This is a genomic window from Rhizobium sp. KNZ2-6A, from assembly GCF_056755475.1.
Genome location: NZ_JBNDIC010000026.1, coordinates 33164 through 48888, shown reverse-complemented (window position 1 = coordinate 48888; position 15725 = coordinate 33164). Strand labels below are relative to the sequence as shown.

The 15725-nt window shown below is 61.5% G+C and carries 13 protein-coding genes; 6 read left to right on the top strand and 7 right to left on the bottom strand.

All coding sequences use genetic code 11. The features are described 5' to 3' along the window. Nucleotides 1-5: 5 nt before the first annotated feature. On the bottom strand, nt 6-989 hold the full coding sequence (locus ACPYOP_RS18585; protein ID WP_481411826.1) for a substrate-binding domain-containing protein: 984 nt from the start codon (nt 987-989) through the stop codon (nt 6-8). Between the two features lie 251 nt (nt 990-1240). On the opposite strand from ACPYOP_RS18585, the gene ACPYOP_RS18580 reads away from it, so the two are divergent. Next, entirely contained in the window at nt 1241-2161 is a 921-nt protein-coding gene (locus tag ACPYOP_RS18580) for a YncE family protein (protein WP_481411825.1), read from the top strand. Nucleotides 2162-2351: 190 nt separating this feature from the next. Here the strand turns inward: ACPYOP_RS18580 and ACPYOP_RS18575 are convergent, their stop codons facing one another. After that, nucleotides 2352-3944, bottom strand: coding sequence for an aldehyde dehydrogenase (NADP(+)) (locus ACPYOP_RS18575; protein ID WP_481411824.1), 1593 nt, complete (start codon nt 3942-3944; stop codon nt 2352-2354). A 225-nt stretch (nt 3945-4169) separates the two neighbouring features. Here ACPYOP_RS18575 and ACPYOP_RS18570 point away from each other — a divergent pair, with 225 nt between their 5' ends. After that, the gene (locus ACPYOP_RS18570; RefSeq protein ID WP_481411823.1) at nt 4170-5681 is read left to right on the top strand and encodes a mechanosensitive ion channel family protein; all 1512 of its coding nucleotides are present in this window, start codon (nt 4170-4172) and stop codon (nt 5679-5681) included. On the opposite strand, the gene ACPYOP_RS18565 is transcribed toward ACPYOP_RS18570, so the two are convergent. After that, complete coding sequence (locus ACPYOP_RS18565; RefSeq protein ID WP_481411822.1) at nt 5678-6295, bottom strand: NAD(P)H-dependent oxidoreductase; 618 nt, start codon at nt 6293-6295, stop codon at nt 5678-5680. The two genes, ACPYOP_RS18570 and ACPYOP_RS18565, sit on opposite strands and share 4 nt — an antisense overlap. A gap of 79 nt (nt 6296-6374) precedes the next feature. On the opposite strand from ACPYOP_RS18565, the gene ACPYOP_RS18560 reads away from it, so the two are divergent. Then, entirely contained in the window at nt 6375-6980 is a 606-nt protein-coding gene (locus ACPYOP_RS18560) for a TetR/AcrR family transcriptional regulator (protein ID WP_481411821.1), read from the top strand. 30 nt (nt 6981-7010) lie between these two features. Here the strand turns inward: ACPYOP_RS18560 and ACPYOP_RS18555 are convergent, their stop codons facing one another. The 3 genes from ACPYOP_RS18555 to ACPYOP_RS18545 form a co-directional block, all read right to left on the bottom strand. Next, on the bottom strand, nt 7011-8537 hold the full coding sequence (locus ACPYOP_RS18555) for a S10 family peptidase (protein ID WP_481411820.1): 1527 nt from the start codon (nt 8535-8537) through the stop codon (nt 7011-7013). Nucleotides 8538-8666: 129 nt separating this feature from the next. Then, nucleotides 8667-9371, bottom strand: a complete 705-nt coding sequence (locus tag ACPYOP_RS18550) for an isochorismatase family protein (RefSeq protein ID WP_481411819.1) — start codon at nt 9369-9371, stop codon at nt 8667-8669. A 129-nt stretch (nt 9372-9500) separates the two neighbouring features. Then, entirely contained in the window at nt 9501-9986 is a 486-nt protein-coding gene (locus ACPYOP_RS18545; protein WP_481411818.1) for a MarR family winged helix-turn-helix transcriptional regulator, read from the bottom strand. Between ACPYOP_RS18545 and ACPYOP_RS18540 the strand changes: the two genes are divergently transcribed. The 3 genes from ACPYOP_RS18540 to ACPYOP_RS18530 all read left to right on the top strand — a co-directional run bounded on the left by ACPYOP_RS18540 (nt 9972) and on the right by ACPYOP_RS18530 (nt 14702). After that, the gene (locus ACPYOP_RS18540; protein WP_481411859.1) at nt 9972-10919 is read left to right on the top strand and encodes a haloalkane dehalogenase; all 948 of its coding nucleotides are present in this window, start codon (nt 9972-9974) and stop codon (nt 10917-10919) included. The genes ACPYOP_RS18545 and ACPYOP_RS18540 overlap by 15 nt on opposite strands. A gap of 147 nt (nt 10920-11066) precedes the next feature. Next, complete coding sequence (locus ACPYOP_RS18535) at nt 11067-11957, top strand: amino acid ABC transporter substrate-binding protein (protein WP_481411858.1); 891 nt, start codon at nt 11067-11069, stop codon at nt 11955-11957. 183 nt (nt 11958-12140) lie between these two features. Then, a complete protein-coding gene (locus ACPYOP_RS18530) occupies nt 12141-14702 on the top strand; it encodes a GcvT family protein (protein WP_481411817.1) in 2562 nt (853 codons plus the stop codon). A 45-nt stretch (nt 14703-14747) separates the two neighbouring features. On the opposite strand, the gene ACPYOP_RS18525 is transcribed toward ACPYOP_RS18530, so the two are convergent. Continuing rightward, nucleotides 14748-15611 carry an alpha/beta fold hydrolase gene (locus tag ACPYOP_RS18525; RefSeq protein ID WP_481411816.1) on the bottom strand — a complete coding sequence of 288 codons (864 nt, stop codon included), beginning with the start codon at nt 15609-15611 and terminating at the stop codon, nt 14748-14750. Nucleotides 15612-15725 lie beyond the last annotated feature (114 nt).

Genomic DNA, 15725 nt, shown 5'->3' with positions numbered 1-15725 from the left:
ACGCGTTAGGACGAAATGGTGAGATTACGCACCGTTCCGCCGGAACGCAGCCGATAGGGCACGCTCAGATGGCGCGGCGGCGCGGCGTTTTCAGCCATGTCGAGCAGCAACGAAGCGGCCGCCGCCCCCATCGTCCCATCCGGAATCTCCACAGTCGTCAGCGAGACCTCTCCGAGAAACCCAAGGGAGATTCCGTCGAAGCCGGCGACCGAAATATCGCGCGGGATCGAAAGACCCTGGCGCCGAAGCGCGCCTATGACGCCGAGCGCCAAAAGATCGTTGGAGGCGATGATCGCCGTCGGACCAAACCGCGAAACCGCATCCGAAAGATCGAGCTGTTCCAGGCTGTTGACGAAGGAAATTTCCAGGGCATCGAGAGGCTGGTGCCGCGCCGCCTCCATCGCCTTGAGATAGCCCAGATAGCGCAGCTTCGCCCGATCCGATGCCGAAAAATGGCCCGATATGAACAGAATGCGGCGATGCCCCCTTTGCAAGAGATGCTCGGTCAGATCCCGGCCCGCGCCGAAATTGTCGGTCGCGACGGCCGCAGTGAAGCGGGCGGTCGGCAGGTTGCCGAGCAGCACGGTCGGCGGCAGGGCGGATGACAGGACAAGGCTGCGTTCGGGATCGCAGAGCGTCAGGATCAGCCCGGTCGGCTGCTGCTGAAGGAGCGAGGCGACGGCATCGGTCTCCTGCGCCGGATCATAGTTCGATTGCGCGATCAGCACGCTGTGCCCGGCATGCTGCGCCCTGTTCTGGATACTGGAAAGCGATGCCGCGAAGACGGGATTGGTGATGCTGGGAATGAGCACGCCGATTGCCGGCCGGCCGTTGCCGTTGCGACCACCCGCGCGATAGCCAAGCTCCGCCGCCGCCCGGCGCACGCGCCGCACCATCTCGTCGCTCACCGGACCTGTGCGGTTCATCACCCGGCTCGCGGTCGCAACCGAACAACCGGCGCGAAAGGCGACCTGCTGGAGCGTCAACATAATAATCAATCACCTCCGGCTTCGGTTTAGCCCTCGACTGGTGCAGCGCGTGAGATGACGAGGATTTATATCAGATCGATGACACTTATTTGACGACGCCTCACGCGCACCGCGACAATCCGGCCCTTGATCTTTATTGCGGTGCAGCAGATGGTCATCGTGATCGCAACGGCGAATGATGTTGTCATCAACCGATGCCATGATCGTCGCGCTGTGATCCGCAGATCCGCTCCCTTTGAAAGGATGCTCTCATGTCAGAAGCAGAAGCACGGACGCCTGCCACCTCCGCCGACCAGACCGAAAGATTGTTCTTCCTGGACATCAACGACGGACGAATTCTCTCCTCCGCCATCGACGGCACCGATCTCAAGCTCATCGTCCAGCGGCCGGGCCGCAGCCCGGACGGCATTCTCGTCGACAGCGAAAACGGCTGGATCTATTGGACGGAAATGGGCACCGACTACAACGCCCATGACGGCTCCATCGAGCGCATGGACCTCGACGGCGGCAATCACATCACGCTGATCCCTCCGGGCAGCACGCTCGTCACGCCGAAGCAGATCCAGCTCGATCGCGACAACGGCAAGCTTTATTGGTGCGACCGCGAAGGCATGCGCGTCATGCGCGCCAATATCGACGGCAGCGACATCGAAACCCTGGTGCAGAACGGCGACAGTCCGGAAGACAGCGCCGATATCGAGCGCTGGTGCGTCGGCATTGCCCTCGACCTGCCGCTCGGCCAGATCTACTGGACACAGAAGGGACCGCCGGACGCCGGCCTCGGCCGCATCTTCCGTGCCGGCATCAATATCCCTGCCGGCGAAACCGCAACGAGCCGCAGCGACATCGAAACTCTGCTCGACAAGCTGCCGGAACCGATCGATCTCGAACTGGATCTCGCCACCCGCACGATCTACTGGACCGACCGCGGCAATCTTCCACGAGGGAATACTGTCAACCGCGCCCAGATGGACGATATCGCCGCAACGTCCGAAGTCGTCCTCGAAGGCCTCGACGAAGGCATCGGCCTCTCGCTGGACCTACCCAACAACCGCATGTTCTTCACCGACATCGGCGGCAATCTCTATTCCGCGAGCCTCGACGGCTCGGGCGAGCGCGAACTGCTGCACCATGCCGGCTCGTTCACGGGGATTGTTTACGCGGAGGTTTGAGGTTTCCCAACCGACCTCAAGTCGCGGAATTGCCCCTCACCCTAACCCTCTCTCCGTTTTGACGGGGAGAGGGAAAGACCTCTGTACCCTCGCCTGGGAAGGCGGTCGGAAGGAAGGCTGTGGGAGCGTCTTTCCCCTTCTCCCCGTCAGAACGGGGAGAAGGTGGCCGACAGGCCGGATGAGGGGCTCCTCAGCACCTAGTTGCCCCGCGCACACCATCCAGCAGATGCGGCAGGCCCTTTACGCCCTCATCACTCAATTCCCTAGGCAACAGCCCTTCCGGCAGATCCTGATAGGAAACCGGACGCAGGAAGCGGCGGATGGCGAGCGTGCCGACCGAAGTGGTGCGGCTGTCCGACGTTGCCGGGAAAGGCCCGCCATGCACCATGGCATGGGAGACTTCGACGCCGGTCGGCCAGCCATTGGCGAGGATACGCCCGACCTTGCGTTCCAGCACCGGCACCAGCTTGGCGGCCGTGGTGTAGTCATCCGCTTCGATCTGCAGCGTCGCGGTCAGCTGGCCCTCGAGCTTTTCCGCAACCGCGATCATCTGGTCGATGTCCTTGCAGCGAACGAGAAGGCTTGCCGCGCCGAAGACCTCATGACCGAGGCGTTCGTCGTCCAGGAATTGCTCGACGCCGGTCTCGAAGAAGATACCGGGGCTGCGATTGACGCCTTCGGCCGGCGCGCCATGAGCGACGGTCTTGACCGCCTCATGCTCGGCGAGCGCCGCAACGCCCTTGTCGAAGGCGGCGTGAATGCCTGGCGTCAGCATCGGCGCCGGTGCGCGGCCGGTCAGGGCATCGCTAGCAGCCTCAACGAAACGGTCGAGATCCGGGCTCTCGATTGCGAAAAGCAGGCCCGGATTGGTGCAGAACTGGCCGGCACCGAGCGTCAGGGAATCGATGAAGCCCGTACCGATCGTCTCGGCGCGCGCGGCAAGCGCTGCCGGGAAGAGGAAGACGGGGTTGACGCTGCTCATCTCGGCATAGACCGGGATCGGTTCCGGCCGGGCCGCAGCGATCGCGCCAAGCGCCATGCCGCCGCCGCGCGAGCCGGTGAAACCGACCGCCTTGATGCGGGGATCGCGCACCAGCGCGGCACCGGTCTCGTTGGCGCCGGTCAACAGCGAGAAGGTGCCCTCCGGCAGACCGCAAGCCACAACGGCAGCGCGGATGGCGCGGCCGACAAGCTCGCCCGTGCCCGGATGGGCAAGGTGACCCTTGACGACGACCGGGCAACCGGCGGCAAGCGCCGAAGCCGTATCACCGCCGGCAACCGAAAAGGCGAGCGGGAAATTGCTGGCGCCGAAGACGGCGACCGGGCCGAGCGGGATCTGGCGCAGGCGCAGATCCGGCCGCGGCAGCGGCTTGCGCTCCGGCAACGCCGGATCGACGCGCAGATCGAGCCACTCGCCCGAGCGGACCACCTGGGCAAACAGCCGCAGCTGGCCGACGGTGCGGGCGCGTTCGCCCTGCAGGCGCGCGACAGGCAGGCCGGTCTCTTCCGTCGCCCGCTCGATCAGCGCATCGCCAACCTCCATGATGTTGTCGGCAATCTTTTCGAGGAATGCCGCGCGCTGCTCGGGGCTGGTCGCGCGGTAGACGTCGAATGCCTGGGCCGCCAATTCGCACGCTTTGGCAACGTCGCTTTCGCTGGCGATTGCAAAAGCCGGCTCCAGGTTTGCGCCGGTTGCCGGGTTGACGGCTCGCGCGGTCCTGTTGTCGCCGGTGGAATCTGAGCCGATCAGCAGATCGCCGCGAATCTCGAAAGACTGTGTCATGGATATTCCTTGATGATGTCGGAGCGCGAAGCTCTGCGCTCCCTAAGGCAGATAGCAGGATGGGATGACAGATATAAGATGATAATCGTCATCTAATTATCAAGGTACACGCGCTGAGATCAAGGCGTCAGCGCCAATTAGTCATACTTTTTCTGCATATGGCATTGCAGCCCCTTTCGTGCCAATTTAGCGGCCATCCGAAAGACCGAGTGCGGCCAAACCCCTATGTCCATTGCGCTTCTTGGTGATCCGATCGTCCAGTTCTGTATCCTGGTCGTCATCGGCACATTCGTCAGCCGCATCATGCTGCGTCACCAGCGCGCGGGGCGTCTGATCGCCCAGATCATCTTTTTCGTCTGTCTGAGCATGCTTTTGCTCTATCACGGCATCGCCCCCTATGAGCCGAGCCCGCCGCAGGATTCGGTGACGCTACGCACCTTCGTCGGCTTTGCCAAGATCGTCTGGTGGATCAACGGCGCCTGGGTGCTGATCGCCTTCGTGCGGCTCTTCCTGATCTTCGAGCGCAAGCCGCGCGAAGGCCGGCTGCTGCAGGACCTGGTCGTCGGCATCATCTATCTCGGCGCCATTCTTTCCATCGTCGGCGATGTCTTCAGCGTGCCGATCGGCACGCTGATCGCGACGTCAGGCGTCTTCGCCATCATTCTCGGTCTCGCCCTGCAGAGCACGTTGAGCGACGTCTTTTCCGGCATCGCGCTCAATCTCGGCCGCCCCTATACCGTCGGCGACTGGATCGTTGTCGACAACGATATCCAGGGCCGCGTCGTCGAAACGAACTGGCGGGCGACGCATCTCTTGAGCGGCACCAACGATCTGGTCGTCATTCCCAATAGCGTCCTCGCAAAGACGCGGCTCACCAACCTTTCATCGCCCGACGAGAGTCACGGCGCCACCGTCACCGTGAGAATCCAGCCGACCACCCAGCCGAACGTCGTCGCCGACGTGATGCAGAATGTGCTGATCAGCTGCAATTCCATCCAGAAGACGCCCGAGCCCTCGGTCGCTGTCAGCTCGATCGACGAACAGGCCATCGAATTGCAGCTTTCCTTCCGCGTACGCGAGATATCCCTGACGACAGCCGCCAAGAACGAGATCTACGATCTCCTCTACCGGCATGCGAAAGCAGCGGGCCTGAAACTGGCCAGCCCTCCCGGCACGATCACCATTGCGACGGAACACCAGGCGGAAACCGCCGGGGGACAGCAGAACCCCAGCACGCCATGGCGGTTGCTCAACAACATCCCGCTTTTCGCTTCCTTGACCGAGGACGAAAAGGAGCATCTCGCGACAAGCATGCAGCGCCGCACCTATCACAAGGATGCCGTGATCGCCGAACAGGATGCCCGGCTACGCTCGCTCACCATCGTGCGCTCGGGCGTCATCAGCATTACCCGTCGCGAAGGACACCGGCAGATCGAGCTGACGCGGCTCGCTCCTGGCGACTATTTCGGCGAAAACGGCCTGCTGATGGGTACGGGGGAAGTCGGGACGGTTCGCGCCCTGACCTTCGTCGTCACCTATGAAATCGGCGAGGATTGCCTGTCGCCACTGCTGCACGACAGACCCGCGCTCGCCGAGGAGCTCGGCGCTATTATGGCCAAGCGCATCGACGCCGAGCGTCACCTGTTTGCCAATGCTGATATGCTCGTCAACGGCGCTCCCGTCAGCTCGTTGAGCTCACGCATCAAGCACCTGTTCCAGCTGCAACAGCACGATTAGGCAGCATCGGCCCTCTTCTCCGATGGTGAAGCTGCAAAGAGATTTTGCCCGATGGCGCGGGCAGCATCGAGATGACAGGCCATATCCTGGGTTTCCGTCAGAAGCAGTTCGGAGGACATGACGGGTGCGCCGCAATAACCGAAAATTCCGTGGTCGATCTGCATCTTCATAGAGCCGAAATAGCCGTGCCGCGCATAGGTACGCATGGAGGCCCCGCCGATGGCGACCAGATGGATGCGAAGATGGCTCAGCCTTTTGACCGGCCGGTCCCCCGGCATGTCGTCATAGGCCCAGCCATTGCTGAACACCCGATCGATCCATCCCTTGAGAAGTCCCGGCATCGACCACCAATAGACGGGATAGACAAGCACCAGCGCATCCGCGCGGTCGATCCTCGCCTGCTCGGCAAGGACATCCGCGGGCGTCGGCCCCACCTTGAGATGAAGGGCGATATCGGCGGCGGTGAACCTGGGATCGAAGCTTTCCGCGGTAAGATCGGCAATTTCGAAGGTATCGCCCCGACGGGATTGCATCACGCCCTCGCCAACATGGGCTGCAACGCTGTGGGTGAATGAATCGGGATTTGGATGCGCGACGACGATAAGCGTGTGCATTATGAAAACTCCTGCTGGCGTATTGCGGATGGCGACTGAGCCTTATATACTTTTAGTAAGTTACTTTTGGTATATAGAGATGTCAAGCATACAGACGAAGAAACCGGAGTCCCGCAGCCGGCTGACGCGGGAGGAGCGCTACCGGCAGCTCATCGATGTCGCCTGGCAAATCGCGGGAGAAGAGGGAACGGAAGCCCTGACACTGGGGCGGCTTTCGGAGCGCGCCGGTGTGACGAAACCCGTGGTCTACGACCATTTTATCACCCGTTCCGGCCTGCTGGCCGCACTCTACCGCGAGTTCGATATCAGGCAGACCGAGGTGATGGACAAGGCGCTTGATGCAAGCACCCCGACGCTGGTAGGCCGGGCGGAGGTGATAGCCGCCTCCTATGTCGATTGCGTACTGCTGCAGGGGCGCGAAATACCCGGCATCATCGCCGCGCTCGCGGGCTCGCCGGAACTTGAAAAGATCAAGCGTGAATATGAAACGGCCTTCATCGAAAAGTGCCGCGCGCTGCTCATTCCCTTCGCCAATGCCGGCTCGATCGCATCGGCCGGCCTCTGGGCGATGCTGGGTGCGGCCGAAGCCTTGTCTTATGCCGCCACGACGGGCGACATCAGCCCGCAGCAGGCAAAGGACGAACTCTTCGAAACCATCAAGGCCATGGTCGCGAGAAGCGCGTGAGACGAGGCCGAGCCCGGTAAGCCGGCTCCGTCAGTTCGACTTTGCCGCCGGTGCTGCCTGAACCTGTCCGCCATAAAAAGCCTTGGCATCCATCGTGAACTGCTCGCGCGACGCCGGCCGTGTGTAGAACATGTGGCCGCCGCGATAGAGCTTCAGCGCCACGCGATCGGCAAGGGCCTGCGGCAGGTGGTCGAGCACGTATTTGTTGACGCCGAAGGGGATGACGAGATCACTGTATCCCTGCCCCACCAGAACCCGGAAGGATGGCGATAGCGACAGCAGCTCCTTGAGATCGTCGGTGGCACCGGCGGTCGCGCGCGAGCCCCCGTTCCGCTCGCCCCATTTCCACTCCCTGTTCACGGATCCCGATAGCAGCGTGTAGGTCATGTCTGTGTGAAAGCCCAGCTCGTCGCGGGCATAGCTCGAAAAGGCGCCGCCATAGGCGCGGACGAAACCATCCAGAATCGGATCGCCGCCATGCTCCGCCTCCGACTGCGGATAAGGGTCCGGCGCCAGGAAGGAGGCGTCATAGGCACTCGCTATATCCGCGCCGCCCCCATCGGAATGCTTGCGGTAGACTTGGCTGAGAAAGCCCTGGTTCTTGGCGACGACATCTTCGGGAATGCCCGTCAGCTTTGCCACGCGGCCATAGAAGGCCCGGCCGTTATCGCCCGACGGCGGCGGCCCGGCAAGAACGGGCAGATAGTCATTCAAGGCGAAGGTCTGCGCATCCTCGACCGCTTTCTCGCTGAAGGCATTTTGCCGTTCCAGCTCGGCCGCTGCCAGCGAAGGCAGCTCCAGCGCAGCGCCGAGTGCGTCTCCATCGTTGCCAAAAACGAACCGGCCCTCCAGCAGGGGCGAAAGCATGACGATGCCGGAAACCAGAATGCCCTGATCCTCGCGCAGGCTGTTGGCGACCTTGACTGAGCGAAGCCCGCCATAGCTTTCGCCAAGAATATATTTCGGCGATGCGGCGCGGCCGTTATGGCTGACGTAGAGAGCGATCGCTTTGGCCAAGCTTTCGGCATCGCCGCTCACGCTATAGAAATCATTCTGATCATCCGCCTTCACCGTCCGGCTCCAGCCGGTGCCGATCGGGTCGATCAACACGAGATCGGTGAATTCGAGCCAGCTTTGTGGATTGTCGACCAGCCTGGCATTGGCGCCATCGCGGCCATCCGGACCAAAATCGACGATACGCGGGCCGACGAGACCGAGATTGAGGAAGGCGGAGGCGGCACCCGGCCCCCCATTGAACACGAAGGTTACGGGTCGGTTCGCATCGCGGTTCTTCGCGACATAGGCGGTGTAGAAGATCGCCGCGCTGCGCTGGCCATCCTGGCCGAAGAGATCGAGAGTCCCCGCCGTCGCCGTATAGGGAATGGTCTTGCCATCCGCATTGAGCACGTGGTCGCTCACGGCGTCCTGCGGCAGGAGCGAGAGCACGCCGCCGCCGCCGGCCGCGTTATGGCCCTGCTCGGGCGGCGCGGCGGATGCGGTTGTAGAGATCAGCGAAAAAGCCAGCACCAGGCCGGGAACCATCTGGCGAAAAGACATGAAATCGTATCCTCCGAAGGTTCGTCGCATAGAGCTTATTGCCGGCGATACTATGTCACAGACGACAAGCACCGAAACTCAAGAGATGTTGATCGATGGATCATCGCGCGCGGTACTAACCGCGGCGGATCAGAACTTGATCCGGTCGATGCTGGTCAGCGTCGTCTTCTGCGAGACACCGGGCGCATTGACCATGTGCCACGCCACATATTGCTCACCATAGAGCTCGGTGGACGACATGCCGTCGACGGGAAGCACGATCTTCATGCCGTTGAGCGCCGCGTCGGTGGCCGTATCGAGCACTGCGCCCTCCGAAGCCGTGCCTGTCACGATGATAGTCTTGATGCCCTTGTCGGAGAGAATGCTGCGCAGGTTGGTGCCGATGAATTTATCCGCCCCGGATTTGACGACCGGCTCGCTTGCCAAAGGTGCCAGCGCGGTCGCGATATCCTGCGGCTCGCCTACACCAGCCAGGCTGAAGACGACGAGCATCTCCTTGGCCCGCGCGTGATCGAGCAGGGTTTTGACCTTGGGCACGGAGGCCAGGCAGCGCGGTTTGGTATTCTTGTTGCACGGTCCCTTGGTCGGGTCCTGTGCGCCGTTGAAATCGAGGATCAACAGCGCCGTCGTCTTCGGATCGACCGTAACCTGCTTCAGCTCCGGCGGCGTCGGCGGCTTCACCTTATGCCAATCGTCGATAATTGTCTGGGCTGCTGCGGGCGATGTCAGCGCAGGGCTGAAGGCCGCAGCAAGGATCGCGAAAGTCCCGCAGAAAGCAAAAGCCGCTTTCCGCCTCGCGCCGCTTGTCTCGCGGATGAAGCTCCTCTCCGGCATCGACGTTCCCTTCCGTTGATCGTGGTGCAAAAGAGATAGGCTAGAAACCGTGACGGGATAACGAAACTCTTCGTGATAGCGACGGGTCGCACGCCGCATCTTCGCCGCGCGCCCGGTAAATCCAGCCGCCTATGTCGCCGCCTCATCCATCGGCTCTTCGGCACTTCCATCGGCACGAAGCTTGCCAAGCACCACCTGCAAAGCCTGTTTAAGTCCTTCTATCTCCTGCGGACCGGCAATATCGGACCACCGCTCATCCACAAGGCGTCCGGTTGAAACAGCGATCGGCCGTACGCCTCTGCCGCGCTCGGTCAGGAACACCAATCTTGCTCGCCGATCGTTCGGGTCCGGTCGGCGCTCGACATAGCCGAGGCGCTCCAGCTCCTCCACCGCCTGCGTCATCGTTTGCTTGCGGACATGGGCAAGCCGGGTGAGCTCGCTCACCTGAATTCCCTCCGGGCGCATGAAGGTGAAGACATTGGCATGGGGTGGTCGGATATCGCCGTAGCCGGCTGTTTCCAGCGCCGCTTCGACATCCTGTGTCCAATGTTGATGCACGAGCCGCAGTAACAGGCCCAGGGACAGACGAGTGGGAGCGCAATCTTCCACAGACATAGACAGGTACCTGACTATTATGATAATAGACAGGTACCTTACCACTTTGCATCACAAGAGGATACTCACATGCCCTCGCTCAATGTGCTGGACTCGACAATCTTCTATGAGAATGCCGGAACGGGAACCCCCTTCGTCTTCCTGCATGGCAATCCGACCTCATCCTACCTGTGGCGGCATATCACCCCCGCCATTGCCGTGCCTGCCCGCTGCCTCGCTCCCGATCTCATTGGCATGGGCCAGTCCGGCAAACCTGATATAGTCTATTCGTTTGACGACCACGCGCGTTATCTCGAGGCTTGGTTCGACGACCTTGCGCTCGATAACGTCGTGTTGGTCGGGCACGACTGGGGCGGCGCGCTCGCCTTCGACTGGGCGGCCAGGCATCCGGAACGCGTGTGCGGCATCGCCGTCATGGAAACGATCATCAGGCCTTTGACCTGGAACGACATGCCGAATGCACGCACCCGCTACGAGGTGCTGCGCTCACCGGGCATAGGCGAAACGAAGGTTCTGGACGAGAATTTCTTCATCGAACAGGCACTGAAAGCCACTGTCCTGAATGGATTGAGCACCGAGGATCATGCCGTTTATCGTGCGCCCTACCCTACACGCGAAAGCCGCCGGCCGCTGCTCGCCTGGCCACGCGCCATGCCGATCGAAGGCGAACCCACCGATGTCGTCGCGCGCATCGAAGCCTATGATGCCTGGCTTGCCAACAGCGAAGACATTCCGAAACTGTTGCTGACCTTCGACGGTCCGGCGGAGACGCTGCTGGTCGGCGAAACGATGATAGACTGGTGTCGCGAGAATATTGCCGGATTGGAGATCGAAAACTGCGGGCCGGCAAGGCACATCGCACCGGAGGATCAGCCCGAAGCGATTGCAGCAGCAATCTCCAGCTGGGCCGCGCGTCACGAACTATCCCGTTGAAGCGCCGGACTCGAACCCACACGGATTTCGCCACCCCCACTCGACGGCAGACAATCGGGAACAATCCATCGTTGACAAAAGCCTGACAGCCCATAATCTGCGCCTAAGCCCTTGCGATTGCCTATTTTTCTTTCGGAGATCGGGATGATGCCGGCGAATTGCATGAGACGACTGGTTCTGGCAGGCATTGTCCTCGGCATATCCGTCTGCACGGCCGCTGCCGCACAGACGCTCGACCTCATCGCTCAAAAAGGCACGATCCGTATCGGCTATATCAGCGACGAAGAACCATTCTCCTTCAAGAAGAAGGGCGGCAATCCGACGGGTTATGCCATCGACCTTTGCGGCAAGATTGCCGATGCTGTCGGGCGTAAGGTCGCCAATCTGAAGCGCGATTATGTGGAAACCACGCTCGGGGACGGCTTCGATGCGGTAAAGAGCGGCCAGATCGACCTTCTCTGCGGCGCCATCACCATCAATCTCGGCAGGCGGCAAAACGTCGATTTCTCGCAGCCGATCTTCATCACCGGCGCCAGCGCCCTGCTGCGCAAGGATTCGCCTGATTATCTGATGGCTCTGTTCCTCGACAAGCGGCTGGCGCAGGTCTCCGCCAAGCCGGCGCCCGCGACGAGCATGATCGGCGTCCGCGCCGACACGACAACGGGCGCGACACTGCGCGAGGCTTTGGGTTCCGACGTGCCTAAGACGCGGATTGCGAATTTCGCGACGCACCAGGACGGTTTGAACGCGCTGGAAGACCACAAGATCGACGCCTATTTCGCCGATCGCGCCTTGCTCTTCGATCTCGCATCGCATGCCCGCAAGCCATCCGCGCTCGCCATAGGCAACCGCCTCTTCACGCACGAGCCCTATGGCATCGCGCTCCGGCAGGATGACTCCGCCTTCCGCCTCCTCATCGATCAGACGCTGACCGAGACCTACCAGTCGGATGATTTCGCGAAGCTGTTGGCGACCTATTTCGGCGAAGAAGGCCCGATCCTGCGTCGCGAGATCATGATGCAGTCCATCCCGCAATAAACCTCACCGGAAGCGATGCCGTCGCCTTTGCGACATGACCGCCGGCGATTGTCAACGCGCTCCTCAATGGGGAACGGCATTGCGGGTGGTCGTGCAAGCATCTTGAATATGTCGTAGACAGGCTCTGGTCGGCGTCGCACACATCATAAAATCCGTCTCCAGTATCAATCAGGGTCGCACGAAATGGCAGTATTTCCTCAAAAGGCGAAGGTCGTAATCATCGGGCTTGGCGGTATCGTTGGTGCATCGATCGCCCACCATCTGATCGAACGTGGCTGGGACGATATTGTCGGCATCGACAAGTCCGGTATCCCAACCGATATCGGCTCGACCGCCCATGCCTCCGACTTCTGCTACACGACCAGCCATGATTTCCTCTCCTGCTGGACGACCCTCTACTCCATCGATTTCTACGATAAGCTCGGCCACTACGCCCGCGTCGGCGGCCTGGAAGTCGCCCGCGTCGGCGATGACGACCGCATGGCGGAAATCAAGCGCAAGGTGACCTCCGGCAAGGCCTTCGGCACGCGCGTGAGCCTGATCGACCCCGCCGAGATCAAGGAGAAATTCCCGCTGATCGAGGAAAGCATGGTGCAGGGCGGCATGTGGGATCCGGATGCCGGCCTCGTCATTCCCCGTTCGCAGACGGTTGCCGGCAAGCTGATCGATCAGGGCGAAAAGAGCGGCAAACTCCTCTCCTTCGCCAATACGCCGGCCCAGTCTCTGATCGTTAAGGACGGCCGTATCACTGGCGTCGTCACCCATCGCGGCACGATCGAAGCCGAATATGTCATCGTCTGCGCCGGCCTCTGGGGCCGCCTGATCGCCGAGATGGTCGGCGAGGACCTGCCGGTCATGCCGGTCGACCATCCCCTGACCTTCTTCGGCCCCTACAACGAGTTTGCCAACACCGGCAAGGAAATCGGCTTCCCGCTGATGCGCGACCAGGGCAATTCCGCCTATATGCGCGACACCGGCGATCCGAAGACGGCCGAAGGCGGCCAGATCGAATGGGGTTATTACGAAGAGAAGAACCCGCGCCTCTGCCATCCCCGTGATCTCCTTGAAAAGCATGAGGCCCGTCTCTCGCCCTCGCAGCGCGATCTCGACATGGAACAGATCATCGAGCCGCTGGAGCGCGCCATGGAACTGACGCCGATCCTCGGCGAGCTCGGCTACAATGAAGGCCATTCCTTCAACGGTCTTTTGCAGGTCACCACCGATGGCGGCCCATCCGTCGGCGAAAGCCAGAAGGTCCGCGGCCTTTGGTATTGCGTCGCCATCTGGGTAAAGGACGGCCCCGGCTTCGGCAAGCTCGTTGCCGACTGGATGACCGATGGCCGCACGCCGATCGACCACAACAGAATCGACTATTCCCGCTTCTATCCGCATATGCTGGAAGAGAGCTTCATCGAAGGCCGCTGCACCGAGGCTGCCCAGAAAATCTACAACCCCGCCGTCCATCCGCGCGAACCCTATGCCACCGGCCGCGACGTCCGCCGCTCGCCCTTCTGGGAACGCGAGAAGGAGCTCGGCGGCTACTTCATGGAACTCGGCGGCTGGGAGCGCGCGCACGGCTACGCCGCAAACGAGCACCTGCTGGAAAAATATGGCGACCGCATCCCCGTGCGTGAAAATGAATGGGACAACCGCCATTTCTGGCGCGTCTCCAATGCCGAACACCTGGCGCTGAGCGAAGATTGCGGCATCATCAACCTCTCGCATTTCGCCATGTACGACATCGAAGGTCCTGACCATGTCGAACTGCTGGAATGGCTCTGCGCGGCCAAGATCGGCGGCGACGCCAATATCGGCAAGGGCATCTATACCCACTTCCTCGACGACGAGGGCATGGTGCGCGCCGATTTCACCGTGATCCGCATGGCCGACCGTTGCCGTCTCATCGACGGCGCCGATGCCGGTCCGCGCGATTTCCACTACATGCGCCGTGTGGCCGAGGATAAGGGCTTCGACGTTACCATCACCGACGTCACCGAACGCTATGTCACGATCGGCATCTGGGGACCGAACGCCCGCACCAACCTGCAGAAGGTGGTCGAAAGCCCGGAAAGCCTGTCGCACGACAACTTCCCCTTCGCCGCGATCAGGCAGATCCGCGTCGCCGGCAAGAACGTCACCGCATTCCGCATCTCGTATGTCGGCGAACAGGGATGGGAGCTGCACATGGCCTATGGCGACGCGCTGGCCGTGTGGGATGCGCTGCGCTCGACGGGCGCCATCGCCGTCGGCGTCGAGACCTATGCCAACAGCCGCCGCATGGAAAAGAGCCTGCGCCTGCAGAATGCCGACCTGCTGACGGAATATAATCTTCTCGAAGCCGATCTTGCCCGCCCGAAGGTCAAGGAAGCCGATTTCCGCGGCAAGGCGAAGCACCTCGAATATCGCGCCCGCGATCATCAGCCGGCGATGCTCTGCACGCTCGTCGTTACCGATAATGTGGATTCCAACGGCGTGGCGCGCTACCCCGTCGGCATCCTGCCGGTCATGGATCCCGAAACCGGCGAAACCCTCGTCGACGAGCTCGGCCGCCGCTCCTTCACCACCTCGATCGCCTACGGCCCGACCATCGGCAAGAACATTGCGCTCGCTTACCTCCCCTGGTCCTATGCTCAGGAAGGCCGCAAGCTGAAGATCGAATATTTCGGCGAGACCTACCCGGTGGAAGTTGCGGGTGTCGGCTACAAGCCGCTCTACGACGCCGAGAATTTGAAGCCGAGAAGCTGATCTCTGACGGATCGGAAAGCAAGGCCATGCCGAGCTTTCCGGTTGTTAGGCCGTGTGATCGATAATGGCCTGCGCGATCCCGTCAATGTCGCGCGCGTGGATTTCATGCCCTCCACCTTCGACCCGGTGCAACCGCGCATCTCGCACGACCTTGGTAAAGGCCTCCCCATGCTCTATGGGAAACAGCGGATCTGCCGTGCCGTGAATCGCAAGGACCGGCAGCTTGATATCGGAGGCCTGTAGCCTTGCAGGCCTTTCCTCACTCACGAGCGTGAAATGGTTCGTGGCGCTGGCAAATGACGGCGCCCGCGCCATGTCACGGGCGATCAAGGCACTTGCAGCATCAGCATCATGCGGATGCCTGGTGCCGGCAAGCATGGCCGTCTCGCGACGCAGAAAATCGGCGATAGCCGCAAGGTTCGACCAATCGATTGCTTCGGCCGACCTGGAATGCTCCTGATAGGCCTTTGTCGAGGCAGGCAACCCCTCGACGCAAAGCGGTGACGTGCTCATCAGCGTGAGGGTCCGCACACGCCGGGGGTGGCGCAGCGCCACCTCTTGCGCGACGCTGCCGCCCATCGACATGCCCACCACATGCGCCGTTTCCAATCCATAGCCGTCGAGAATGGCGATGGCATCGTCGGCCAGGTCGCTGAACGAATACCGGGGCTCGCCTTGCGGACAGTGTGTCGAGAGGCCGGTGTCGCGCTGGTCGTATCGGATCACATAGCGTTGACAGGCGGCGAGCGCCTCACAGAACCTGTCCGGCCACCACAGCATCGAAGCCATCATCCCCATGATCAATATTATCGGTGGGCTGGAGGGATCACCGAAAGCCTGGGTCTGCAGTTCCGCTCCCTTGACCTCGACCGAAGTCTCGGTGACGACGAATGATCCCGTTCGTTCCATGACAAAATCCATCCGCTTGCAAATTGCAACTGGATTCCATATTGCATAACTGATCCTATTATGCAATCAGTTTATGAGGAGGGTGCAGCACGGGACCGGCTTCCATCAGAGCAA